General features: G+C 33.7%; 23 protein-coding genes. 5 read left to right on the top strand and 18 right to left on the bottom strand.

The window, feature by feature from the left end; genetic code table 11:
- Positions 1 to 27: 27 nt before the first annotated feature.
- Positions 28 to 522 carry an RNA polymerase sigma factor gene (locus tag PQ463_RS01590; protein WP_008462500.1) on the top strand — a complete coding sequence of 165 codons (495 nt, stop codon included), beginning with the start codon at positions 28 to 30 and terminating at the stop codon, positions 520 to 522.
- A gap of 8 nt (positions 523 to 530) precedes the next feature.
- Positions 531 to 1163 carry a DUF8845 family protein gene (locus PQ463_RS01585; RefSeq protein ID WP_274255991.1) on the top strand — a complete coding sequence of 211 codons (633 nt, stop codon included), beginning with the start codon at positions 531 to 533 and terminating at the stop codon, positions 1161 to 1163.
- A gap of 99 nt (positions 1164 to 1262) precedes the next feature.
- Here PQ463_RS01585 and PQ463_RS01580 read toward each other — a convergent pair whose 3' ends face one another.
- On the bottom strand, positions 1263 to 2072 hold the full coding sequence (locus tag PQ463_RS01580; protein WP_274255990.1) for a lysophospholipid acyltransferase family protein: 810 nt from the start codon (positions 2070 to 2072) through the stop codon (positions 1263 to 1265).
- A gap of 132 nt (positions 2073 to 2204) precedes the next feature.
- Positions 2205 to 2849, bottom strand: coding sequence for an NUDIX hydrolase (locus PQ463_RS01575; RefSeq protein WP_274255989.1), 645 nt, complete (start codon positions 2847 to 2849; stop codon positions 2205 to 2207).
- Between the two features lie 92 nt (positions 2850 to 2941).
- Between PQ463_RS01575 and PQ463_RS01570 the strand changes: the two genes are divergently transcribed.
- On the top strand, positions 2942 to 3379 hold the full coding sequence (locus tag PQ463_RS01570) for a DUF4268 domain-containing protein (RefSeq protein WP_274255988.1): 438 nt from the start codon (positions 2942 to 2944) through the stop codon (positions 3377 to 3379).
- A 130-nt stretch (positions 3380 to 3509) separates the two neighbouring features.
- Here PQ463_RS01570 and PQ463_RS01565 read toward each other — a convergent pair whose 3' ends face one another.
- The 4 genes from PQ463_RS01565 to mnmA are packed head-to-tail and all read right to left on the bottom strand — an operon-like array spanning position 3510 to position 7730.
- Complete coding sequence (locus PQ463_RS01565; RefSeq protein ID WP_274255987.1) at positions 3510 to 3920, bottom strand: hypothetical protein; 411 nt, start codon at positions 3918 to 3920, stop codon at positions 3510 to 3512.
- 20 nt (positions 3921 to 3940) lie between these two features.
- Positions 3941 to 4885 carry an NAD(P)H-dependent flavin oxidoreductase gene (locus PQ463_RS01560; protein WP_274255986.1) on the bottom strand — a complete coding sequence of 315 codons (945 nt, stop codon included), beginning with the start codon at positions 4883 to 4885 and terminating at the stop codon, positions 3941 to 3943.
- A gap of 5 nt (positions 4886 to 4890) precedes the next feature.
- The gene (locus PQ463_RS01555; protein ID WP_274255985.1) at positions 4891 to 6498 is read right to left on the bottom strand and encodes a S8 family serine peptidase; all 1608 of its coding nucleotides are present in this window, start codon (positions 6496 to 6498) and stop codon (positions 4891 to 4893) included.
- 44 nt (positions 6499 to 6542) lie between these two features.
- Entirely contained in the window at positions 6543 to 7730 is a 1188-nt protein-coding gene (mnmA, locus tag PQ463_RS01550) for a tRNA 2-thiouridine(34) synthase MnmA (protein WP_274255984.1), read from the bottom strand.
- A gap of 142 nt (positions 7731 to 7872) precedes the next feature.
- Here mnmA and PQ463_RS01545 point away from each other — a divergent pair, with 142 nt between their 5' ends.
- Positions 7873 to 9750 (top strand): PEP/pyruvate-binding domain-containing protein, encoded by a 1878-nt coding sequence (locus PQ463_RS01545; protein WP_274255983.1) that lies wholly within the window; start codon positions 7873 to 7875, stop codon positions 9748 to 9750.
- Here the strand turns inward: PQ463_RS01545 and PQ463_RS01540 are convergent.
- The 11 genes from PQ463_RS01540 to PQ463_RS01495 form a co-directional block, all read right to left on the bottom strand.
- Positions 9747 to 10304: a DUF4956 domain-containing protein gene (locus PQ463_RS01540; RefSeq protein WP_274255982.1), complete on the bottom strand. Its 558-nt coding sequence runs from the start codon at positions 10302 to 10304 to the stop codon at positions 9747 to 9749. The genes PQ463_RS01545 and PQ463_RS01540 overlap by 4 nt on opposite strands.
- A 90-nt stretch (positions 10305 to 10394) precedes the next feature.
- Positions 10395 to 11120: a toxin-antitoxin system YwqK family antitoxin gene (locus PQ463_RS01535; protein ID WP_274255981.1), complete on the bottom strand. Its 726-nt coding sequence runs from the start codon at positions 11118 to 11120 to the stop codon at positions 10395 to 10397.
- 93 nt (positions 11121 to 11213) lie between these two features.
- On the bottom strand, positions 11214 to 13127 hold the full coding sequence (gene yidC / locus PQ463_RS01530; RefSeq protein WP_274255980.1) for a membrane protein insertase YidC: 1914 nt from the start codon (positions 13125 to 13127) through the stop codon (positions 11214 to 11216).
- An 81-nt stretch (positions 13128 to 13208) separates the two neighbouring features.
- A complete protein-coding gene (gene pyrG / locus PQ463_RS01525) occupies positions 13209 to 14822 on the bottom strand; it encodes a CTP synthase (protein WP_119789787.1) in 1614 nt (537 codons plus the stop codon).
- Between the two features lie 216 nt (positions 14823 to 15038).
- Positions 15039 to 15365 (bottom strand): DUF2752 domain-containing protein, encoded by a 327-nt coding sequence (locus tag PQ463_RS23405; protein WP_443135203.1) that lies wholly within the window; start codon positions 15363 to 15365, stop codon positions 15039 to 15041.
- 76 nt (positions 15366 to 15441) lie between these two features.
- The gene (locus tag PQ463_RS01520) at positions 15442 to 15852 is read right to left on the bottom strand and encodes a DUF4190 domain-containing protein (protein WP_111424036.1); all 411 of its coding nucleotides are present in this window, start codon (positions 15850 to 15852) and stop codon (positions 15442 to 15444) included.
- Positions 15853 to 15956: 104 nt separating this feature from the next.
- Entirely contained in the window at positions 15957 to 16187 is a 231-nt protein-coding gene (locus PQ463_RS01515) for a DUF3820 family protein (RefSeq protein ID WP_111286778.1), read from the bottom strand.
- Between the two features lie 286 nt (positions 16188 to 16473).
- Positions 16474 to 18402: a glucosamine-6-phosphate deaminase gene (nagB, locus tag PQ463_RS01510; protein WP_274255979.1), complete on the bottom strand. Its 1929-nt coding sequence runs from the start codon at positions 18400 to 18402 to the stop codon at positions 16474 to 16476.
- Between the two features lie 233 nt (positions 18403 to 18635).
- A complete protein-coding gene (locus tag PQ463_RS01505; RefSeq protein ID WP_274255978.1) occupies positions 18636 to 20009 on the bottom strand; it encodes a sugar MFS transporter in 1374 nt (457 codons plus the stop codon).
- Between the two features lie 165 nt (positions 20010 to 20174).
- The gene (locus PQ463_RS01500; RefSeq protein ID WP_274255977.1) at positions 20175 to 21056 is read right to left on the bottom strand and encodes a sugar phosphate nucleotidyltransferase; all 882 of its coding nucleotides are present in this window, start codon (positions 21054 to 21056) and stop codon (positions 20175 to 20177) included.
- Between the two features lie 6 nt (positions 21057 to 21062).
- A complete protein-coding gene (locus PQ463_RS01495) occupies positions 21063 to 22154 on the bottom strand; it encodes a GHMP family kinase ATP-binding protein (protein WP_274255976.1) in 1092 nt (363 codons plus the stop codon).
- 231 nt (positions 22155 to 22385) lie between these two features.
- On the opposite strand from PQ463_RS01495, the gene PQ463_RS01490 reads away from it, so the two are divergent.
- Entirely contained in the window at positions 22386 to 23426 is a 1041-nt protein-coding gene (locus tag PQ463_RS01490; protein WP_274255975.1) for a LacI family DNA-binding transcriptional regulator, read from the top strand.
- Positions 23427 to 23697: 271 nt separating this feature from the next.
- Here the strand turns inward: PQ463_RS01490 and PQ463_RS01485 are convergent, their stop codons facing one another.
- Positions 23698 to 24336 (bottom strand): sugar-binding protein, encoded by a 639-nt coding sequence (locus PQ463_RS01485; RefSeq protein ID WP_274255974.1) that lies wholly within the window; start codon positions 24334 to 24336, stop codon positions 23698 to 23700.
- Positions 24337 to 24409: the final 73 nt, after the last annotated feature.

Genomic DNA, 24409 nt, shown 5'->3' with positions numbered 1-24409 from the left:
ATCGGTTGCAATACTACTAATTAAAATATGAGCGAAAATCTAGAACAATCTTTTGTTGCGCAGCTGCAAGCAAATCAGAATATAATCCACAAGATTTGTAGATTATATACTGCTGGCGAAGATGCTCATAAAGATCTGTTTCAAGAGATTACCATTCAGCTTTGGAAAGCTTATCCAAAATTTAGAGGCGACAGTAAATTTTCGACTTGGACGTATCGTGTTGCCTTAAACACAGCGATTACCTTATATCGCAAAACCAAAAGAACTATATCGACCGTAGATTATGAAAATCATCAGCATTTTGTAAAAGATGTTGACTACAATTATGAAGAAGAAGAACAGATTAAACTGATGTATAAAGCGGTTTATCAATTAAATGACATCGAAAAGGCATTAGTTTTTATGTATTTAGAAGACAAAGATTATCAAGAAATAGCTGAAACCTTAGGGATCAGCGAAGTGAATGCGCGCGTGAAAATGAACAGAATTAAGGGGAAACTTAAAAAAATACTAAATCCTTAAAAATTATTATGAAAGAACTGGATTTATTAAAAAAAGACTGGCAAAAGAACTCTGATTCTTTTCAACAAATTTCTGAAAACGAAATCTATAAGATGATTCATAGAAAATCATCTTCCATTGTAAAATGGATTTTGATTATCAGTATTTTGGAAATTTCGTTTTGGACTTTTTCAAACATTTTTATCAATACAGATGATGTCTTGCACAAAATGAATCACCCTGAAATCGTAACTGCCTTAGAGTTCCTTACCTATTTCAATTATGTGGTTGTTTTAATTTTTGTTTACATCTTCTACAAAAATTATAAAACAATTTCGACCACAATAGCCACAAAGTCTTTGATGAGCGCTATCCTAAAAACCCGTAAAACGGTGCAATATTATGTTTGGTACAATTTAGGAATGATTGTAATTACAGCCATTCTAAGTTTCTTTATTGCTTTTGTCTACAATCCAGATATGGAATTTCTGAGAGAAAAATTAGCCATGAACGGAAAAGCTATGTTTGTTACAATCGGAATATTGTTCCTAGTAATTTTAGGATTCTTCGGATTGTTCTGGTGCTTTTACAGAATCATCTACGGAACTCTTTTAAGACGATTGTACGCTAATTATAAGGAATTGAAGAAGATAGATTTCTGAAAAAGTTTCTAAGGTTCTGAGATGCTAAGATTCTAAGCTTTTTCAACTTGAAACCTTAAACTTGAAACAAAACAAAACAAAACAAAACAAAACCAACTTTTAATAATCCCATTGTCTCATTTTGTTAAGTTCTTCTTGTGCTTTAATTTCTTCAGCAGGAATAACTTTTAAAAATGAAGGATGCTGTTCAATTGCGTATTCTACTTTCTCTACAATTTGTTCGATTGTATCATTTTCATAATCAATATCAAGAGGTTCTTTGATGATGAAAGACTGCAGGATTCCTTTTTTCTTCATTCGAAGTCCTTTTTTATCGAATGATCTGCGGAAACCATCAATTACAATTGGAATAACAAGCGGTTTGTGCTGTTTAATGATATGAGCCGTTCCTTTACGAACGGGCTTAAATGATTTTGTAGTTCCTTGCGGAAAAGTAATAACCCAGCCGTCTTCAAGCGCAATCCTGATATTTTCTGTGTCGTTCGGGTTTACTTCTCTTTTTTCAGTAACATCAACGCCTTTTGCTCGCCAAGTTCTCTCGACTGTAATTGCTCCAACATAAGCTAAAATTCTTGGTAACAATCCAGCTTGCATGGTTTCTTTTGCTGCAACGTAATAAATATTCATTTTGGGTTGCCACAAATAACCGATATTTTTAATCGTGTCTTGACGCCCTGATAAACTGGCATTAAAAACATGAAACATCGCTACAACGTCTGCAAAATAAGTCTGGTGATTGGAAATAAATAAAACATTAGTATCTGGAAGTGTCTTAATAATTTCAGATCCTTCAATCTGCAATTCATTAAAACCTCTATATCTCTTATGAGTCATGGCACCTAGAACTCGGATCAACCATTTCTTGATGAATAATATATGCCCAAAAGGATTTCGTTTAAACAATCCCATAACTAATTTATCTTATTTTTTTGTTAGGTCGCAAACATACAAAAATTATTCTTTTAGCAACACTATAAAACATTTTCTCCAACTAATAGATATCCAAATGAATATCAAATCATTAAATAAACTTTATTAAATTTATTTTGCCATCGCTTCTTTTAAGACATCTCGCAATTCGCTCAAAATCATTGCCGTGGCTCCCCAAACAACATGATTCTGAATATTAAAAGCAGGAACTAAAATATTTGCCCCATAAGAAGTTGATAATCTGGCTTCGATAATAATATCATCATTTAAAAAAACAGATAAAGGCAGTTCGATAATTCCGGCAACTTCTCTTATATCGGGGTAAAAAGAAAGTTCTTCTTTGGCAATTCCCAAAAACGGATGCACCAAAAAGTTGCTTGGCGGAATATACATCGGTGAGAAATGCTTAATAATGTCTATTTTATCGCTAGTAATTCCGACCTCTTCATGGGTTTCTCTAAGTGCTGTGGTTTCAAAATTTAAATCTTCTTTTTCATACTTCCCGCCAGGAAATGCAATCTGTGCCGAATGAACACCTTCATAAGCATTTCTAACAATTAAAACCAGATGTGTTTTTTCCTGTTTGGGATAAAACAACATCATTACTCCCGCCATTCTGGCGTTTAACGTATTAATATCAAGATTTTTTAATCCCTCTATACGCTCTTTTGGAGCCATTTTTAAGTGCGATGTTACAGCTGGCAGCTCTACTGGAATTATATTGGGAACATATTTCAAAAAGTCTTGAAAATTCATAATCAAAGCTTATTTTTGTACTTTCAAATAAAACATAAATATACTCCAGAAAACGCAGTGCTACAAGTTTTCTATTATTAAAGCCTAAAAAAATGTACAGCAAAGAAGAATCGCAAAGAATAAAAAGAGAATTTTGGGTAGCTTTTGCCGAAAAATATCCTCGTAAATGGGTGCTTTATGATACAAAGATTAAAGACTTTTCTTTTAAGTTTTATGTTGACAATAAAAAAGCTCAGGTTTTAATTGACATCGAACAAAGAAGCGATGAAAAACGCATTGCTTATTTTGAAAAACTAGAAGCTTTAAAAAATATTCTGGAAGAAGAATTTATTAAAGATCTAGTTTTTGAAAAAAACTATACTCTTGAAAGCGGCAAAAACATCAGCAGAATCTGGGTTGAAAAACTTGGCGTTGGTTTCAGCAATAAAAACACTTGGGATACTATTTTTGATTTCTTCAATGAAAATATGCACGCTCTAGAAATGTTCTATTTAGAATATGATGAGTTTATTAAAGACGTAGAGAATTGAGGTTCTAAGATGCTAAGGTACTGAGTTACTAAGCTCTGACTTTATATAGCAAACCCGACAGGTTTTAAAAACCTGTCGGGTTTATTATTTTATCTAAATCCTAAAAAAACTAAGCATCTTAGAACCTTAACTACACAGTAATAATATTATACACAATTATATGATCATCGTAATTGATATAAAGCTGTTTTCTGTAATCTTGTTTTTTTCGAGTTATGATTGACAATTTGCACTCTCTGCCATCATTATCCTTACACATAAAAGAATATACAATATCGGTATCATTTTCTTCTCTTTCGATATAATCTAAAATATTATAAAGTTGGATTTCTTGAGAATAAACTACAATTCTATGCTTATTGGTATCTAAAACCACCGAAAGATTTACCAAATCTAGATTAGACCATTCACCCCACTTTCCTCTTTCATTTTTTTCCAGAACACTAAATCCTGAAGTTTTAAAATGATAAGACTGACTCTGAACCTGTTGCAATCCAAAAGCTAAAAACAATAACAATATGTAGGGGCGTAGGGAATTCATAAAATATTTCTTGCAGGTAATTAAAACTCAAATGTAATCTTTTCTTTGGATGCGGTTTCAAATTCGGCTATCATTTGTTGAACAATTTCTTCAACTGGCAAAATTTTATGAATCAGACCTGCCACTTGTCCAATTTCTAATTCTCCCTCTTCCAAATCTCCTTCAAACATTCCTCTTTTAGCTCTTGCTCTTCCTAAAAGCTGAGCTAATTCTTCTTTAGAAGGGCATTTTTGATACAGATCCTGAACGTCCTGATAAAATTTGTTCTTTATCAATCGAACAGGCGCTAATTCTTTCAAAGTCAGCTGCGTACCTCCTTCTATAGTATTAACTATGGTTTCTTTAAAATTATTGTGTGAAGAAGATTCTATAGAAGCAGCAAAACGACTTCCAACCTGAACTCCATCTGCTCCCAAAATCATTGCAGCTAGCATTCCTCTTCCTGTAGCGATTCCTCCTGCAGCAATCAACGGAATCTTAATTTTTTCTTTTACCATCGGAATCAAAGTCAGTGTTGTAGTTTCTTCACGACCGTTATGCCCGCCCGCTTCAAAACCTTCGGCTACTACTGCATCTACTCCGGCATCTTGCGCTTTCAAAGCAAAAGCACTGCTACTAACTACATGAACAACTGTAATTCCTCTTTCTTTCAAAAAAGAAGTCCAAGTCTTAGGATTCCCAGCCGAAGTAAAGACAATCTTTACGCCTTCCTCGACTACTATATTCATAATCTCTTCAATGTTTGGATATAACATCGGAATGTTTACTCCAAAAGGTTTATCTGTTGCTTTTTTGCATTTTTGAATGTGTTCTCTTAAAACTTCTGGATACATAGAACCTGCTCCAATAAGTCCTAAACCTCCTGCATTACTTACGGCCGAAGCCAATTTGTAACCACTGTTCCAGATCATTCCGCCTTGAATGATTGGATATTTTATATTAAAAAGCTGGGTGATTTTATTCATTAAAATTATTGCTTAATTATTTTTCCTGTTTTATGCAGATTATCGGCATCAAAACTATAAAGATACAATCCGCTTTGAAGTGATTGTAAGGAAAGAACTGGATTTGAACTATTAATTTTTTCTTCTATCAATTTTTGTCCTAAGATAGAATAAATGGTTATTGATGCCGTATTATTTTCATTTAAAAAAGAAAACGAAACCTCATTTTTAGCTGGATTTGGATACACCGCAAACGAAGCTTCTGCAATAAAGCTGTCAACGCTTAATGTTGCACCAAAATTTGGAATTCCGTATCCGTAATTATTATCAGGGTTGGCATATCTATCAGCAGAAGCCAAAATCATTTGTCTAATTTCTTTATTGGTTTTAGTTGGAAATGCCTGCCATAAAGAAGCTGCCATTCCTGCCATTATCGGGCAAGAAAATGAAGTTCCGTTTGCTGTACCAATATTCCCATTTGCGTCAGAGACCACAGCCGATACTCCTTGTGCCATAACATCTGGCTTTATTCTGCCATCGTAACTTGGCCCGATTGAACTTGAACTAGCTCTTACTTTAGAAGCATTAACAGAACCTATTGCCAACACTGAAACAGCATCTGCAGGAGCGCCAACGTGCTTTTCTGGTTGAGTTCCTTCATTTCCAGCAGATGCCAAAACCAAAATACCTTTACTAAAAGCAATTTCAGCACCACGAGAAATAAAAGTCGTGATTCCGTTCATCTCACTATACGTATGATTGTACCTAATTTCATCTCTATCCAAAAAATATCCCAATGAAGTAGTAATTATATCAACACCCAAAGCATCTGCCTTTTCCGCAGCTTCTACCCACAGTGACTCTTCTAACGGAATCTCTTGAGCTTGAATTTCTGTGATAAAAAGATAATACGACGCATTTGGAGCTGTTCCTACTAAAGAATTTGCTTTATAACCTCCCATTGTGGAAAGCACAGAAGTTCCATGCGAATCACCTGTATAGAAATTACTGTTTCTTGTAGTATAATCGTAACCGCCTAGAATTTTGTTGTTGATCCTAAGATTTTCAAATGGCGCAGCCGTATTTACCCCTGGAAAACCTCCATCCATAACTGCAATAATTTTCCCTTCTCCTGTAAAATTCTGCTGATGCAAAACCTGTCCGTTCAGCATCTGAATTTGATTTGCAGAATTTCCATACGAATAATCAATTGCTTCTTTTAATTGTTCATGGGCTTGGCTTATCGAAGTTTGAGAAACTTTTTTTCCTGTAGTATTTAAAGTTTTGTCCGCAAACTCTATTCTAGAAACAAAAGCCAACGATTTTAAAGCATTAATATTAGCCTGAGTTCCTTGAATATGGAGAGCATTTAGCCACTTAGACTGTGCTTTTACGGCAATTCCTGTACTTGAAGTAATTTGATTTACATATGAAGTTTCAAGAGGAGCATCTGTAATAACTAACGGGATATTTTGGTTCGTTCTTCGATCCAAAGCCCTTTGCGAAAGTTCGGTTAGCGGATTATCATAGAAAGCTTGTGCATTAGGTTTTCCATTAAAATAAACCCATGCATCTTCTTGTGAAAATACCGTAAACGAAAGAAGTAATAAAAGAATAGTAAATTTATATCTCATCTATTTATACCTTTTAGGGATTTAGTCCCAAATAAAGTATAAAGCTAAGAAATTACTCCCGAACCAACTAATTCATTTTCTAAATACCAAGCAACAAATTGTCCTTCTGTAATAGCAGACTGCGGTTCTTCAAACTCCACATACATTCCGTCTTCAAATTGATATAAAACTGCTTTTTGCAAAGGTTGACGGTAACGTATTCTTGCCATTACATCCATTTTCTCACCAGCTTTCAGAGTCATGTCTTCTCTAATCCAGTGCACTTCAGATTCTCCAACAAAAAGTGCTTTTTTAAACAAACCCGGATGCTGACTCGACATACCTGTATAAATAGTATTGGTTTCAACATCGGTAGCAATTACAAATAAAGGATCTGTTGTACCTCCTACATTAAGACCTTTTCTTTGTCCAACTGTAAAATAATGAGCACCCTGATGTTTTCCAACCACTTTACCCATTGTTGGAATATAGTCTAATTTTTGAGATTCTAATTTTAGTCTTTCTTCCAAAGAAAGTTCAGCCGATTTCTCAATAGTATAGATAGGATCATTTTTATCTACTTGAACAATTTTACCTTCTTTTGGCTGTAATTTTTGTTGCAAAAATTCTGGAAGGCGAACTTTCCCGATGAAACATAAACCTTGAGAATCTTTCTTTTCTGCTGTAACCAATTCCATTTCAGCAGCAATTTCGCGTACTTCTGGTTTGGTTAAAGCTCCAATAGGAAACAAAGCTTTTGACAATTGTTCTTGAGACAACTGGCATAAGAAATAAGATTGGTCTTTGTTCACATCATTTCCGGCAATCAATTGATAAACCGTTTTTCCGTCTACTTCAATTTCACTTTTTTGGCAGTAATGCCCTGTTGCTACGTAATCTGCTCCAAGACTTAGAGCGATTTTCATAAAAACATCAAATTTGATTTCGCGGTTACAAAGGACGTCAGGATTTGGAGTTCTCCCTTTTTCGTATTCGTTAAACATGTAGTCAACGATTTTTTCTTTGTATTCTTCGCTTAAATCAACAGTCTGAAACGGGATTCCAAGTTTCTCAGCAACAAGCAAAGCATCGTTACTGTCTTCCAGCCACGGACATTCGTTCGAAATAGTAACAGAATCATCGTGCCAGTTCTTCATGAAAAGACCAATAACTTCGTATCCCTGCTGCTGCAATAAATATGCTGCAACACTAGAATCTACTCCACCTGAAAGTCCAACAACTACTCGTTTCATTTTAAAATGTTTAATTTTTTAAGGTTGCAAAGGTACACCAAATAATAGAAAATTTCACCATGGTTTTCATTAGTTTAAGCAATCTCGAAGTAGATAAAACTTATTACTTTTTTAATTACATTTAGCCATACATTTTTAAAACATGAAAAAATACATTTACAGCTTGTTTTTCTTTCTTGCCCTGACTTCTTTAAGTGCGCAGCGATTTAGCGCGTCACTACCAAATTATGAAGCTTACAAGGCATTTAGAGGAAAACCTTTGTCTGATAAATTTTCGAATATCGAATCTGTAAAAGTGATTTATGACCTTCGAAAACAGAAAATGTATTATTTCAACAGCAGCGTTATTCCGCTTCATTACGATTTTGTAGTTAATTATTTAGGCTACAGCCAAGATCTCGAAGTTTTCAATAATGAAAATTATAGCGATACAGAAAAAAATAGAGATTTTCTTCTCGGAAATTTAAACCACATAAAAGGAACCGATAAATGGATTTTTGAACTCGCCGCTTCCGATCACATGCCTCTGCCATTGATTGAACGTTTTTTCAATATGGTCAAAAATTCCACATGTATAGGCGAAAAACTAAAATTTTATCTGAATAATCCAGAAATGATGGAATGGTTTCAACAGCAGAAATTCAAAATTCCGTGTATAAAATCAGATTATATTTTTGGCGAAATCAAATATCAAGAAGTTGTTCGAGGAACTAATGTTGGAATTCTCAAAAAATACAAAATCAAAGAATTAGAGAGCGTAAAACCTAATGCTGATGAAATCATTATTTTAGACGGAACGCCAGATATTCTTCCAAATGTTCGAGGAATTATTGTAAATGAACTTCAAACTCCGTTAAGCCATTTGGTACTTCTGGGAAAAAACAGAAAGATTCCTATTATGGCTTACACCGATATTGAAAAGGATAATAACATCAAGAAACTGCTATCTAAAAAAGTAGAACTAAAAATCGAAGTCGATACTTTTTTCATTAAAGAAACAACCAAAAAGATTCCAGTAAAAACATCTGGAAAAAAGAAAAACCTAATTATTGATAATAGCGTTACCGAATTAGTCAACTTATCTGAAATCCCAAAAAAAGGAGTGAATTATATTGGCTCGAAAGCTCAAAACATGGCGTATTTAATTGCTATTTCAAAAGAAATTCCATTTAAAGTACCCGAAAATGCGCATGCTATTCCGTTTTATTTTTATACGAAACATATTCAGAAACCTTCTATTTCTCCTTTAATCGCAGAGCTTTTGGCTTTTCCTCAAAAAGATTCTACAGTTTGGATTAATAATCAGCTTAAAAAGATTAGAGATGCTATAAAAAAAGAACCTATTGATCCTGAATTAATTTCGAAATTAAACATCGCTTTTAAAGATGCAAAATTCAAAAACTTCAGATTCCGTTCTTCTACAAACGCAGAAGATCTAGATGATTTTAATGGCGCCGGATTATATGACTCGAAAACAGGAATTATAGGCGATTCTATCAAAACTTTCGAAAAAGCTATTAAACAAGTCTGGGCAAGTGTCTGGAACGAGGCTTCGTATAACGAAAGAGAACTTTTTGGAATTGACCAGCAGAATATTGCAATGGGCGTTTTAGTGCATCGCTCATTTCCTGACGAATTAGCAAATGGCGTTATTATCACTAAAAATATATTTAGAGAGAACTTTCCAGGAATTACAGTGAATGTTCAAAAAGGAGAAAACTCTGTTGTAAAACCCGAAAAAGGAGAAATCTGCGAGCAATTTGTTGCCTATCATTTTAATGACGGAAAAGACGAAACCGATTTTGATATCGATTATACTTCCAATTCAAATTTAAACAATAACGAGCCTTTATTGACCAGAAAAGAAATGAGCAATCTGTATGATGTCAGTAAAAAAATTGAAACCAAAATGTATCGCTATTGGCGCAAAAACCAATTTCATCCTGTAGATATCGAGTTTAAAATTGTAGGCGAAAAAAGAGATTTATACATCAAACAAGTTCGTCCTTTTAACGATTAATAGAATACTAACAAATCTATTTCGTTGGCCGCTGTATTGATTAAGACAATTCTAAAATCAAAATCTTCAATCTTAATTTTCTCTTGAATTGATTTTCGAATTGCTTCTGAATTTAAAGAAAAATTATCGTCAAGCGGAATTTTCAGATCTACAGAATTCAGATATTTCGAAGCTTTTTTATTGACAATAATCGAAGCTGCTATGTAAAATCCGATGATTATAATCTGAAAGAATAATAACAATTCAATCTTTTCAAACGGATACATAATGTCTAAAATAGACAACGTGATTGTTGCAAATAGAAAGATGATTGCGTTTACAGTAAAGGATTGTGTTCTAAAACGAAGTATCGAAAAAATCGCAAATAATCCAAACCCGATTCCGACTCCAATTTCGATTTTAGTAAAAAGGTAACAAAGAGAAAAAGTACAAAGTCCAACAATAACCATCAACGGATTTATGGTTGCATTATCTTTTCTGTTGGAAAAAAAATACAGAACTAAAATTGAGCAAAACAGCAGTGAAAATCGTCCTAAAAGTTCATTTAAATCCATTGGTTAGAATAAATTGGTTACTCAAATGTAAACAATTTATTCTTTACCTATTTTATTTTTTAATGAATGAATTCTGAACTTATTAGACTACTACTTTTTCGGTGCAGCACCTTTCTCTGAAGCTTTATTCGTGTTTTTAGGATCACTCATATTTACTTCTTTTACCAATTTCCCTTTTTGATAAAACTGCCAGATTCCCGCCTTTTTACCATTTACAAATTTCCCTTTGGAAGCAACAGATTTGTCTGAATCATAGAAAACAGTCTGTCCGTTGTATTCGTTATTTATAAAATAGGATTCTTCCAAAAGTGTTCCGTCCTGTCCTATTTTTTTATAAGGACCTTCTTTCAAACCATTTTTATATGTCATCTCTTCTGCTAATTGAGCATTTGGATAATAAATAGATTTCAAACCTTCTAGCTTCCCATTTTTATAATTCTCAACCGTCATCAAAACTTTAGAAGCTTTATGGTAATATTTCCATTCACCTTCGCGAGCTTTTCCTATCTCTTTTCCTTCGCTTACTTTGTTTTTGTTCTGATCATAAAAAATAGTGTATGAACTCCCATCATTTGCACTAAAATCTCTTGTCGCTACAATGTCACCTTTTTTTGTATCATCAAAAAATTTAAAAACACCAGTTTCTTTTCCGTGATCAAAAGTTCCTTCGTAGCGAGGGCGTTTAGATTCAGTATAAGTTCCTTTCCAAAGTCCGTCTTTTTTTCCTGCTGCGTCGACTTTATTAATATCAGTTTGCGCATTCGAAACTAATGTGGTTAGGAATAATAATCCAAATATGATTTTTTTTGAGATCATGGTAAATTCTATTTTTAAGCTTAACGAAAATCTTAATTATAAATTATAATGGTATAAAAAAATCCCGATAAATCGAGATTTTTTTATTGAGAATTATTTTTTCTTATTCTGAGCTTTTGCTGCTTCTTGTTGTTCCATTACTTCTTGAAGACGCTGTTGAAACTTACTTGGTTTCTTAGGCTCTCTTTGTTTGTTTTCTTGAATCTGAGCGTGAATTTTATCACTGTCTACAATATAATTCTTGATCACAAACATAATTCCGATTGTAATTAAGTTTGAAATAAAGTTGTACAAACTCAATCCAGCTCCGTAACTATTGAAGAAAATTAACATCATTAATGGCGAAACATAAATCATGATTTTCATCATTTTTGCCATATCTGGCATACCTTCTTGCTGAGGCGCTGCCATTTGCTGATCTCCTGAAGTCATTTTCATGTAGAAGAAAATCGCAATTGCTGCCAAGATTGGGAACAAACTGATATGATCTCCATACATTGGAATATTGAATGGTAATTTTACAATTGAGTCAAAAGAAGATAAATCGTCTGCCCAAAGGAAGCTTTTTTGTCTTAATTCAAACGCTGCAGGGAAAAACTGGAACGATGCATACATAAATGGCAACTGAATCAATGCCGGGATACATCCTGCCATTGGGTTTACACCTGCTTTGTTGTACAATTTCATTGTCTCCTGTTGTTTCTTCATTGGGTCTTTTTTGAATTTCTCTCCCAACTCAGCGATATCAGGTCTTAAAACTTTCATTTTAGCCTGAGACAAGAATGACTTATAGGTAATTGGCGACATAGCCAATTTGATGATAATGGTAAAAATAATGATTGCAATTCCTAATGACAATCCAACTGTTGAACTTAAGAATCCGAATAATGGGATGAAGATTAGTTTGTTAATCCATCCAAAAATTCCCCATCCTAAAGGAATGATTTTATCGAAATTTTTATCGTAAGCTTTTAATGTTTTATAGTCTACAGGACCCATGTACAAATTCATTTTGTAATCGATCTCTCCGTTTGTAAACGCTAAAGGTAAATTTGCTCTAAACTGTTTAGTAAAAACAGTATCGATTTTTTCGTCTTTAACTAAATCGTCAGATTGTAATTTAGAAGTTTCAAAAGGCTTTTCTGTAGATAAAATAGTAGCAAAGAAGTGCTGTTTGAAAGCTACATAACTTAGTTTCTCAGGCGTTTCTTCTTTTCCTTGTCCATGACTATTTACATAACTGTATTTTGCATCTCCATACTTGTAATTAATTTCAGCAAAACGATTTTCATAAGAAACACTTTTTTCGTTTCTGTATGTTTTTAAATCCCATGCCAAATTTAATGGTTTAGCAGAATTTAAAACTCTGTTCAAACCTTGAGAACGGATATCAAAACCAACCAAATAATCGTTTGGTTTAAGAATGTATTTGTACTCTAAAAATTCATTTGCTCCAGCTTTCAAACGCATGGAAAGAACTTGGTCTGCACCAATTTTTTCTAATGTTGGTTCAAAGTACAAATCTTTAGAGTTTAATGTTCTATTATCTGTAGTAAGAAGCTGTAAATTTAAGTTTGAGTTGTTGTTTTTGATTAACTCAACCAACTGCCCAGAACCTTTTTTAAATTTTTCAAATTCTTTTAAAGTAGCTTCAACAATATATCCACCTTTATTAGCAATCTTCAATCTTAATTTTTCGTTTTCGATTGTAGTAAAAGCTTCTTTTGCAGAAGGAAGTGTTGCAGAATAAGCAAATCCTCCTAAAGTTTTTTGCAATTGAGCCAATTGAACTGTATCTCCAGGAGTTACAGCTGCAGCTGGTAATGACGCAGTTTTAGCTTTATCTGCTTTTGCTTGTGCTTCTTGTTTAGCAACCAATTCTTTCTTGGCTTTTTCAGCAGCGATTTCTTTTTCAGAAGGCTGATTTTGGTACATAATCCAAATCAAAATTCCAAAGATCAATACAAAACCAATGATTGAATTGAGGTCTAATTTTTTTTCTTCCATTATTAATTTAAAAAAGTTACTCGTTGAAGGTTATTAGTAATGAGTTTAACTCAAATGTTACATCTTCACAGAATATAATTATTATTTTTTATGCGCATTTACAGCAGCTGCCACAAAGTTCACAAAAATAGGGTGCGGATTTGCAACAGTACTCTTGTATTCTGGGTGGTATTGTACACCAATGAAGAATGGGTGATTTTCAAGCTCTACGATTTCAACTAATCCTGTATCAGGGTTAACTCCAGAAGCTTTTAAACCAGCTTTTTGCAATTCATCAGCATATTTATTGTTGTACTCATAACGGTGGCGGTGACGCTCCGAAATAGTTTTTTCTCCGTAAATTCTATACGCTAAAGTATCTGGTTTAATATCACATTTCCAAGCACCTAAACGCATTGTTCCTCCTTTGTCTGTTACGTTTTTCTGCTCTTCCATTAAACTTACAACTGGATGAGGCGTTTTATCGTTCATCTCTGTTGAATTTGCTTCCGCGTAACCTAAAATATTTCTAGAATATTCGATAACAGACATCTGCATTCCTAAACAAATTCCGAAGAAAGGAATGTTGTTTTCACGTACAAAACGAACTGCTTCGATTTTTCCTTCAATACCTCTTTCACCAAAACCTGGAGCAACTAAAACTCCGTCTAAAGAGCCTAATTTCTCTTCCACATTATCTGCATTGATATGCTCTGAGTGAATAGAAATTACGTTTACTTTTGTTTCGTTTGCAGCTCCTGCATGGATGAACGCTTCTAAAATAGATTTGTAACAATCCTGCATTTCTACATACTTTCCAACCAAACCAATATTTACAGTTTGTTTTGGGCTTTTTAATCTTTTTAAGAAAGTATTCCAGTTTTTAAGATCTGGAGATGCTTTTTTAGGTAAATCCAATTTCTTTAAAGCTACAACGTCTAATCCTTCTTCAAGCATTAAATTCGGAACTTCATATATAGTAGAAGCATCAATTGACTGAATTACAGCTTCTTTTTTCACATTACAGAATAAAGCTAATTTTTGGCGTAATTCCTGAGACAATTCGTGCTCCGTTCTACAAACCAAAATATCGGCTTTAATTCCGCTCTCCATTAAAGTTTTAACAGAGTGTTGAGTTGGTTTTGTTTTCAACTCTCCTGCTGCAGCCAAATAAGGAACTAATGTTAAATGAATAACGATTCCGTTATTTTCACCTAACTCCCAAACTAATTGACGAACAGATTCTATATAAGGTAGAGATTCGATATCACCAACCGTTCCACCAATTTCAGTAATTACAATATCATAATCGCCAGATTTTCCTAGCAATTGCATTCTGTCTTTGATTTCGTTTGTGATATGAGGAACAACTTGAACTGTTTTTCCTAAAAATTCTCCTCTTCTTTCTTTTTCAATAACCGAAAGATAAACTCTTCCTGTAGTAACGTTATTAGCCTGAGAAGTAGGAACGTTTAAGAAACGCTCGTAGTGTCCTAAGTCTAAGTCAGTTTCAGCTCCATCATCTGTCACATAACATTCTCCGTGCTCGTACGGGTTTAGTGTCCCCGGATCTACGTTAATATATGGATCAAATTTCTGAATTGTAGTGCGGTATCCTCTTCCTTGTAACAATTTTGCCAAAGATGCCGCGATAATTCCTTTTCCTAATGAAGAGGTCACACCTCCTGTAACAAAAATATATTTTGTTTGATTCATTCTGTTGTTTGTTTGTAAGTAGTTGTGTAAAAAACTTGGCAAAAGTACAAATTTAATTAGACAATTTATCAATTCCAGAATGAGATAATTTTTAAAATTTTAAGCACATTTTATTTTATATACTTCCCTATCAATTATATTATCAAAATGAATGCTTTTTATCATTATTAGCTAAAAATCCACAACTAAAACTCAAAAATACAATCTAATTAATTTCTAGTAAGGAAGTATTAAATTATAAAAACAAAAAAGGAAAAAAATTACACTTATTGATACATCAAAAATTAATACCCTTTTGAATAGAGGAAAAGAAATGATCCAATTGATCAAAAACCTAGCAATAAGCTGAAAGAAAAAGAAACAAAAAATTTTAATAGAAAACGGGTTTAAAACGATTGCTTCCTGAAAATGAAGTCTAAGTATCTGAGAAAAAGCCCTAGTAAGTCCGCGGCTTTTACAGTATACCAACGGCAATCCTTCACAAGATGATTGCAAACCGAAATTTAAATAGGGAAGAAAAAAGCAATAAAAAAAGATAAACATAATTATGAAAATCAAAATTACATTTATCTTTTTATAAGAATCAATTTCTTGATAAACAGACATTTTATTCAAGAAGTTATTTTACAGTAGTTTCAATTGTAGTAGAATCTACCTGCACTTTTACATTTAAAGAATCATCTGTTTGTATTTGTTCCACTTTGACAGAATCTAACGCTCTCTGAATCTCATCTTTATGTTCTAAAGCCATAGAACCTACTGAACCTACAAAAATTGCAACCCAGATAATAACAAAGATTGTTGCCGCAATTCCTAAATAAAGACCAGCTTTTGGCAAAGAAGTCGATGCATTTTCTTTTTTTGCTTGATTTAAAGCAATTGCTCCAAATACAATTGCAAGAATTCCGAATAAAACTGCAATAAAACCAAAGCAAGGGATAAATGCCGCTAATACACCGATAATACCAAAAATTAAAGCGATAATACCTAGTGACTGGCCAGCATTTGAAGAAGGTAAATTGTTTTCCATAAAAAATTGTTTTGTTAGTTCTGACAAAAATAGAAAACGACTAACACAAACTAGGGCGATCCAATCTAAGTTATCAACAATTAAATTAACCTTCTTTTTCTGAATTAAGGTTTTGGATATTGTTTTTTGATATTTCGAATCAATTCCTCCAATCCATTTAATTTCAACTCATAAATCAATTGCAATTGCTGCCCTAATTCTCCTTTTGGAAATCCTTTATTATGATACCAAACCACATAATATTCTGGAAGATCAATTAAATATCGCCCTTCATATTTCCCGAAAGGCATTTTGGTGTGTGCTAATTTTATGAGTTGTTTTTTGTCTTGATCCATGGTTTTTAAGAAGAAAGAAGCAAGAGGAAAGATTTAATAGATTTTCTGCTTATTTCATTTCATGCAAAACTACCATTTATTTTTTCTTTTGCCACAGATTAAAAGGATTCTCACAGATTAAAACTTAGTCTCTCAGCAACTCAGCAACTTAGAATCTAAACAAAAAAAGAAGCAAGAAAAAAGAACCTATTTCCGTTCCCTCTTCCTGCTTCAAAAATATTATTTAAACTTTATTACTAATTTTCTAAAAGACTAAAAAAACTTAGAATCTCAGAACCTTAGCATCTTAGTAATGCCATCTCACGAAAGCCTCCATTGCCGCATAAGTCGCAAGACCTAATTGGTAGTATAATTCTGCTGTTTCGCGGTTTCTGTCTTCTGCTCTCTGCCAGAACTCTCTTGCGTCTGTTCCTTGAAAAACAACTCCATCTTTCTGAGATTGGTGTTTGAAGATTCCGTGACGTTTTGCCAAAACCTGATCTGGACTCATCGGAACTGCCATTTCAACTTCGTCAATTCCCCACTCTTGCCAAGCTCCACGGTACAACCACAACCAGCAGTCGTTCATGAATTCTTTTGGTTTTAAAACTTTAACCGCTTCAAAAATCGCATCCAAACAAACTTTGTGCGTTCCGTGTGGATCTGCTAAATCTCCAGCTGCATAAATTTGATGTGGTTTAATTTTCTCAATCAAATCAACTGTCAATTGAATATCTTCTGGTCCAATTGGTTTTTTCTCGATTGTTCCTGTTTCGTAGAAAGGCAATTCCATAAAGTGAATTTGAGAATCTGGAAGACCTACAAAATAACTTGTAGCTCTCGCCTCTCCTTTTCTGATTAAACCTTTAATGTAACGAACTTCTGGAATATCAATTTCACTATTCTTTTTGTTCTGTAAAAATGCTTCTGCTTTTTTGTAGATGTTATCTGCTTCTTCGCTTTTGATTCCGAATTTCTCATTGTAATCAATTACGAATCTTGCAAAACGTAAAGCTTCATCATCAGCAACTGCAATGTTTCCAGATGTCTGGTATGCTACGTGCACTTCATGCCCTTGTTCTTGCAGACGCATAAAAGTTCCTCCCATACTGATAATATCATCATCAGGGTGCGGGCTGAAAATCAACACACGTTTTTTAGCAGGTTCTGCTCTTTCAGGACGATTTGTATCGTCTGCATTTGGTTTTCCACCTGGCCAACCCGTGATTGTGTTTTGTAATTTATTAAATATCTTAATGTTAGTATCGTAAGCTGGACCTGAATCTGCCAACAAATCACTCATACCATTTTCGATATAATCAGCATCAGTAAGCATTAAAATTGGTTTTTTAAGATCTAATGCCAATCCTAAAACTGCTTTACGAGTTAATTTGTCTGTCCAAACGATTTTTTCAACCAACCAAGGCTTGTTGATTCTCGTTAATTTTGAAGAAGCTTCTTTATCTAAAACAAAAACTGCGTTGTTATGCTCTTGCAAGAATGAAGCAGGAACTCGGTTTGTAACTTCATCCTCAACAGATTTTTTTACAATGTTTGCTTTTCCTTCACCCCAAGCCAACAAGATCACTCTTTTTGCTTCCATGATTTTTTTAACCCCAAGCGTAATTGCTGTTCTTGGTGTATTATTTAAACCAAAGAAATCTTTACTTGCAGCCACTCTTGTAATATGATCTAAAGCCACTAAACGCGTTTTAGAGTTTTGAAGCGATCCAGACTCATTAAATCCGATGTGTCCGTTTCCTCCAATTCCAAGAATCTGAAGATCGATTCCGCCTAAAGCTTCGATTTTAGCTTCATATTCGTGGCAATAATCTGCAATTTGTTCTTTTGTTAAAAGTCCGTCTGGAACGTGAGCGTTTTCAGGTAAAATATCGACATGATCAAACAAAAGTTCTTTCATGAAACGAACATAACTGTTGATTGAATTTGGTTCCATTGGATAATACTCATCCAAGTTAAAACTGATTACGTTTTTGAAACTCAAACCTTCTTCTTTATGAAGACGCACTAATTCTGCATACAAACCTTTTGGAGAAGAACCAGTAGCTAATCCTAAAATACATGGTTTTCCTTCTTTTTGTTTTTCTTTAATTAAAGCTGCAATTTCTTGCGCTACCTCTTTTGAAGCATCTGTTGAATTTTCAAAAACAACTGTGTTAATGTTTTCGAATCGTTTTTCGAAACCTGTTGCTTTGTCGATTTTACTTTTTAACATGATATATTAATTTTTATTTTTTTCTTTCTAAACAAACCCATTGGTGAATATTTTTAACACATAGAAGCATAGTTTTTTTGCTTAATTAAAAAAGGCGTTTCACTAATTTAAATGCACATAGCTTATCTATGTGTGGAAACCAGTTTCTTTTACTCTCTTCTTTTTAAAGATAAAGATCTATGTTTCTATGTGTTAATATTTACTTTTTTTTAATCACCCAATGTATTCTTCAGCTACCATTTCCTGTATTTATGCCCTTTAACAGCATAAAACAAAATCATTGCATAAGAAGGCAGCAGCATTAGATATGCCAATTGATTACCGCTTTTTGAAACACCTTGCATATTTTTTGCAAGATTTGCAGAATTAATGCTTTCAGTGATCATTCCGTAAAAAAGTGGAAAAACTGCACCGCCAATAATTCCCATAATCAAAATAGCGCTTCCTATTTTTGTATACCCTCCTAAATCCTCTAATGCCATTGGCCAGATTGCCGGCCAGCATAATGCATTTGCCAATCCTAAAAGTGCTACTAAAAATATTACCAATGGTATATTTGGAGTTCCAGGCAATGCAATCATTATTTTCGGAGAAATCAAAACAATCGCTAAAACCAGCACCAAACCTAGCAATCCAGACACTTTTAAAGCAGTGACTTGCGAAACATATTTAGGAATCAGGACTATTCCAAGAACGTATCCAATAACCATTGCTGACATGGTAAATGATGTTAGTTTTAGATAGAAATTCCCTCCTTCACCGTATACTCCAAGCTGTTTTCCGAAAGCTCCGATAGAATCTCCCGCTAAAACTTCGGCAGATAAATACAGCATTAGAGTAATTACTCCTAAAACCAACTGTGGGTGCTGAAAAGCATTTTTAATCTGCTTAAAAACACTTAAATTCGATACATTCCCTTCTTCATCCAAATCAATTTCTGGCAGAGGAGAAAATTTCACCATAAGAGCTAAAACAGTAATAATCAACCCCATATAAAGATACGGTGTTTGTAATTGTAATGCAAGAGAATTTAACGCACTCGTTTTTGCAGCTTCATCCATCAAGGCAATTTTGTCTGCTGTAAAGTCCTGCATATTAGACAAAACAAGAACCGTAAGCACAATCGGCGCTACAAATCCTGCCAGTTTATTTGCAATTCCTAAAACACTGATTCTTGCCGCAGCACTTTCTCTTGGACCAATTACAACAACATAGGGATTTGAAGCTGTCTGCAAAACCGCCAAACCAGTTCCCATGATAAATAAGGCTAATAAAAACAGCAGAAATGTACGGCTTGAAGCTGCTGGATAAAACATAAAAGCTCCTGCAGCAATAACCAATAATCCTAGAGAAATTCCGTTTTTATAACCCACTTTTTCAATGATATACGAAGAAGGAACTGCCATAACAAAATAGGCAATATAAAATGCGAAAGTCACAAAATAGGCTTGCGAAGAAGTTAGTTCGCAAGCTAATTCAAAAAACGGAATTAATGGTCCGTTAAGCCAGGTTACAAATCCTAGAATAAAAAACAATAAGGTTAAAATTACCATCGGAACAATGGCACTTTTTTTCTCTACCTGTAATGTACTTTGAATGTTTGTCATAATTTTTGGTTGATTTAGTTATAGATTTATTTAATTCAAAATCTAAATTAGAATCAACTCTCACATTATTGATTGCGTAATTTATGCAAATATCTGCATTTTTTTTGCAAAACAAAAGTACTACATTAAATTTCCTTATTCTCTAATTTAGATATGAAAGTTTTGTTAATTTTTATTATTCCAATTTAAATCAGGATAATATTTTGCTAAATATGTTTTTACTTCGGCAATATCTTCTTTAGCTGTTAAGTCTGGTACGTGCTCAGAAAACGGAATTCCGATAGTAGTTTGCGGATTTTCTTTAACTGAGTTCAAAAGAACCGTTGGAAGCTCCTTTTCATCACGTTCTGGATGAACAGGGCAATTTTTAAGATGTATATATAAGGTCTTGCCGTTAAACTTAAAAGCATTCATACTGACACGAATCTTACCTTCTGAATCTTTATATTGCTCCAAATCTTCTTCTGTAGGCTTTTCCAAAATATTCAACAGCTGATTGTTTTGATCTAATTTGGCAATGGCAAAACGAGAAATACGCTCTAACGGGAAATCCATTGCATCACGATCATAACTAATAAAAGCATTTGGACTTTCAGTTTCTCTCAAAGCGCGCAATGCTTCAGCAGAATACAAATTATCACTGTTGCAAACCGAATAAAATTGCGAATTCAACTCTGGATATTGCTCTACAGCCTGAAACAAAGCATCTGCAGTCCCAAAAGGCTTTACTCTTCCTTCAGGAATATATTGAATCGCAAATGAAATATTAAGCCCGTGAAAATCATTATCCTTCATTTTACTGCCATAAAACTCTTTAAACAACTCTCCTTGTTCTCCTATTATAATATAGATGTTTTTATAGCCTGCTTTTTTCGCATTCCACAAAAGGTAATCTAAAAGAGGTCTTCCGCTTGCGCCAACACCAATTAAACCTTTACTTCTTTCGTTGGCCTGCGCAATTTCTTCTGGAGATAAATTATCTGTAACCGCTTCTTTTTTCATACGAGAAGAAGCTCCGCCGGCTAAAATCACTAAACTGTCGTGCATTTTATTTTAATTTTCAATATTATCAATAATTCGTACTCCTGGATCAACATTTACCCCATACGCTTCTTGTGCTCCTGCATCTAAAATTGCCTTAATAACCGCATCTTCATTCCTAGGATCGGCAATTACCACGATACTTCCGCCACCGCCAGAGCCCACGATTTTTGCTCCGTATGCTCCTGCTTTCAATGCAGCATTGACCATTGCATCAATTCTAGGAACCGTTATTTTCAGCAAATCACGCAAAACTTCATGATGACCATTCATTAAAGCGCCAATCTTCTTTAGATCTAAAACTGGCTTTTGAAATTCCTTTAAAGCTTCTTTTGTATAATGGTAATTTTTTACAGCCGCTTCAAAAAATGGAATCAGACGGTCAGGGAGACAATTTCTATATTTATCTAAATCTTCAATTTCCGAAGCATTCAAATCAAATTGCGGATAATTGCGTTTAACCAAATCAATCGCCATTAAAGCATTTCCTTTCAACTCACCAAGAAGTCCGATAGTTTCCTTTGGAACACCCGAAACTCCAGTAATCAATCCTTTCAGCTCTGTTCCTATAACATCAAAAGAAAAAGGCTTTTTAGTATTAATGTAAACAATATTTCCAACTCCAATACTAAAATGATCCATCATCCCGCCAGGTTCTCCATGCTCCAATACTTCAGACTCGTAGCCTAATTTTGAGAGAAATGCAGGCGTAACTTCATGATCGATTCCAAAAGCTTCTATTAGAAAACGAATCCAAGCCATCAATAAAGCCGATGAACTCGATGTACCTGAATTAATCGGAATATCTCCAGTAATTGTAATTGTGTAACCTGAAGTTGGTTTGCATCCATATCTGCGCAAGACACGCAATGAGGATGCAAAATAATCTCTAGATTCTAATTTTTCGAAAGTCTCATGTATATCGATGATCCTAATTTCATTAATATCAATCATATTCAGAACAAATGTGTCAGTCTGATTTTCTTTTGCTATTAATTTAATGCTTCGATCTATCGCACAAGCAATGACAGGCAACCCTAAATAATCCTGATGATCACCAAACAGACAAGTTCGGCCGGGAGCTAATGATGTAATTTTTTTCACGTAAACACATTGTGTTAAAATATTGTAATTCAACAAATTACAACATTATTAGGTTATATTTTTATTCTAGTTTTTCGGTTTTGATTTCACGAAACTAGAGATTATATTTTTATAAAACAAGAAAAAAACAAAAAATGTGCTCGAACACACTTTTTTTATGTTCTCGAGCACATTATGTAATTCTTACAAAAAATTCACGTTTATTAACTCAAAGTTTTTATATTTGCTCATATGGATAAAAAGTACACAATTAAGGATATAGCACAAATGGCTGGAGTTTCTAAAGGAACTGTAGACCGCGTGCTGCACAACAGAGGAAAAGTCTCTCCTGCTGCGCTCGAAAAAATCAATGAAGTTCTAAATGTAATTGATTACGAACCCAACTTAATTGCGCGAAATTTAAAAAGCACAAAAGTGTACCGCATTTGCGTTTTACTTCCAGATCCTGTATTTGACCCTTACTGGCTTCCATGTGTAAACGGAATTCAAGATGCAATAACAGAATATAAAGCTTATAATGTTGTCATCGAAACACATTATTTTAATCCAGAAAGCACAAAATCTTTCCTTAAAGTTCATGAAACTATTATAACTCGATCACCAGACGCTGTTTTATTAGCACCTCTTTTCCATAAAGAGACTGTAGAAATCATAAAACAATATGACGAACTGGGAATTATAGTAAACACTTTTAATAACCAGGTGGAATCTTCATCAATAAAAAGTTTTGTTGGACAGGATTTATACAAAAGCGGTCGTGTTGCCGCGAGTTTAATGAATTTAATTCTGCCGAAAGGCCAAATCGCAATTATCCATATTGACGAGAGTCTTAAAAACGCGGTTCACATGCAGGAAAAAGAACGAGGCTTTAGGAGTTATTTTGAAGAAAAAGATCTTCCCGATTTTTCTTTAACCACATTAAAACTGAAATATTCCAATATAGAAACTAAGCTACCCGCTTTTATAAATGAAAATCCAGATTTGTGCGGTATTTTCATCACCACTTCAAAAGCTTATCAAATTGCTTCTACTCTGTTTAATTTAACAGACAAAAAAATCGCCTTAATTGGTTATGATTTAATTGACAAAAACGTCAGCTTCTTAAATCAGGGGTTGGTTCATTTTTTAATCCATCAAAATCAAAAGAGACAGGCTTATTTAGGCGTCAGCACTTTAGTAGAGCACTTTTTATTCAGAAAAGATATTCCAGAAACTATTTTGCTTCCTATTGACATTATCAATGTAGAGAATGCTTCTTTTTATGTTAGTTAAAGGGGTTTTGCCGCTAATGCAATAAGATACGAAGGTTTTTTTGAATCTCGCAAAGTCGCAGAGGCCCAAGGTTTTTTTTGGAAAAAAAGAAATTTGAATTGCCTCCAGCTTTAGCTGGAGGTGCTAAAATAAGATAGGAAATGGCTTTAGCCAAACTACTCAAGTTTGGCTAAAGCCATTTTGGTTGATATTCTAAAACCTCCAGCTAAAGCTGGAGGCAATTAAAATTATAATGTAAAAAAACTTTGCGTCTTCGCGCCTTTGTGGCTAATTATTTCACCAAAACAAACTTTCCAAAAGAAGAGGCAATATGAAAATTTGGCTCTACAGTATTTGGATCTACCCATGTAATCCAGGTTGGCTCGTAGTTGCCATTTTTATCTTTGGAAAATTTTGCTCTGTAAACTCCTGTTTCAATAACATTATCATGTATTAAATCTAGTTTTTCTAAAGATGCAATACTAATTACTCCTGCAACTGTAAAAGAAACTTCATCTGAAGAAGATTCCAATTTAATATGATTTTCAGGCCATTTCCATTCGTAATCAAAAATTTTATTTGGAAGAGCATAAAAATCTAGCAATCTTGTCGAAGGATCAATTTCCAAGCAATAATAAGGATTCAGTTTGTCATTACTTCTAAAAAACAGCTCTACCCGATCTGAATTACAAATACTATCTACACTATCATCTTTCCGATCAATATATACTTCAGTATCAAAAACTCGAAAATTGAAATATAAGTTTTCTTGATCCCAAAGCGCACGAAATTCAATTCTTAAAACCGAATTATTATTCCATGGAGAAGTAAAATCGGTTAGACAATCTGCTTTTTCCCAAAAAAAGGAATCTAAAATCTGAGTTTCACTCTTTTGATTTTTATCTATTATTTGTACGTGATATTCTTTCAAAATTCCGCTTCTTAAAATCTGTTAATTTTTCATTTTCAAAAAAGGTCAAAATGACCATTAATTCATTTCTCAA

The organism is Flavobacterium sp. KACC 22763 (genome assembly GCF_028736155.1).
GTDB lineage: Bacteria > Bacteroidota > Bacteroidia > Flavobacteriales > Flavobacteriaceae > Flavobacterium.
Note: the sequence above shows the minus strand (reverse complement) of the source record. Positions and strands in the feature narration are given on the sequence as shown.

Bases quoted from the DNA above. Each gene is read 5' to 3' on its own strand.
- PQ463_RS01590 (WP_008462500.1), top strand. From the start codon at position 28: ATGAGCGAAAATCTAGAACAATCTTTTGTTGCGCAGCTGCAAGCAAAT.
- PQ463_RS01585 (WP_274255991.1), top strand. From the start codon at position 531: ATGAAAGAACTGGATTTATTAAAAAAAGACTGGCAAAAGAACTCTGAT.
- PQ463_RS01580 (WP_274255990.1), bottom strand. From the start codon at position 2,072: ATGGGATTGTTTAAACGAAATCCTTTTGGGCATATATTATTCATCAAG.
- PQ463_RS01575 (WP_274255989.1), bottom strand. From the start codon at position 2,849: ATGAATTTTCAAGACTTTTTGAAATATGTTCCCAATATAATTCCAGTA.
- PQ463_RS01570 (WP_274255988.1), top strand. From the start codon at position 2,942: ATGTACAGCAAAGAAGAATCGCAAAGAATAAAAAGAGAATTTTGGGTA.
- PQ463_RS01565 (WP_274255987.1), bottom strand. From the start codon at position 3,920: ATGAATTCCCTACGCCCCTACATATTGTTATTGTTTTTAGCTTTTGGA.
- PQ463_RS01560 (WP_274255986.1), bottom strand. From the start codon at position 4,885: ATGAATAAAATCACCCAGCTTTTTAATATAAAATATCCAATCATTCAA.
- PQ463_RS01555 (WP_274255985.1), bottom strand. From the start codon at position 6,498: ATGAGATATAAATTTACTATTCTTTTATTACTTCTTTCGTTTACGGTA.
- mnmA (WP_274255984.1), bottom strand. From the start codon at position 7,730: ATGAAACGAGTAGTTGTTGGACTTTCAGGTGGAGTAGATTCTAGTGTT.
- PQ463_RS01545 (WP_274255983.1), top strand. From the start codon at position 7,873: ATGAAAAAATACATTTACAGCTTGTTTTTCTTTCTTGCCCTGACTTCT.
- PQ463_RS01540 (WP_274255982.1), bottom strand. From the start codon at position 10,304: ATGGATTTAAATGAACTTTTAGGACGATTTTCACTGCTGTTTTGCTCA.
- PQ463_RS01535 (WP_274255981.1), bottom strand. From the start codon at position 11,120: ATGATCTCAAAAAAAATCATATTTGGATTATTATTCCTAACCACATTA.
- yidC (WP_274255980.1), bottom strand. From the start codon at position 13,127: ATGGAAGAAAAAAAATTAGACCTCAATTCAATCATTGGTTTTGTATTG.
- pyrG (WP_119789787.1), bottom strand. From the start codon at position 14,822: ATGAATCAAACAAAATATATTTTTGTTACAGGAGGTGTGACCTCTTCA.
- PQ463_RS23405 (WP_443135203.1), bottom strand. From the start codon at position 15,365: ATGTTTATCTTTTTTTATTGCTTTTTTCTTCCCTATTTAAATTTCGGT.
- PQ463_RS01520 (WP_111424036.1), bottom strand. From the start codon at position 15,852: ATGGAAAACAATTTACCTTCTTCAAATGCTGGCCAGTCACTAGGTATT.
- PQ463_RS01515 (WP_111286778.1), bottom strand. From the start codon at position 16,187: ATGGATCAAGACAAAAAACAACTCATAAAATTAGCACACACCAAAATG.
- nagB (WP_274255979.1), bottom strand. From the start codon at position 18,402: ATGTTAAAAAGTAAAATCGACAAAGCAACAGGTTTCGAAAAACGATTC.
- PQ463_RS01505 (WP_274255978.1), bottom strand. From the start codon at position 20,009: ATGACAAACATTCAAAGTACATTACAGGTAGAGAAAAAAAGTGCCATT.
- PQ463_RS01500 (WP_274255977.1), bottom strand. From the start codon at position 21,056: ATGCACGACAGTTTAGTGATTTTAGCCGGCGGAGCTTCTTCTCGTATG.
- PQ463_RS01490 (WP_274255975.1), top strand. From the start codon at position 22,386: ATGGATAAAAAGTACACAATTAAGGATATAGCACAAATGGCTGGAGTT.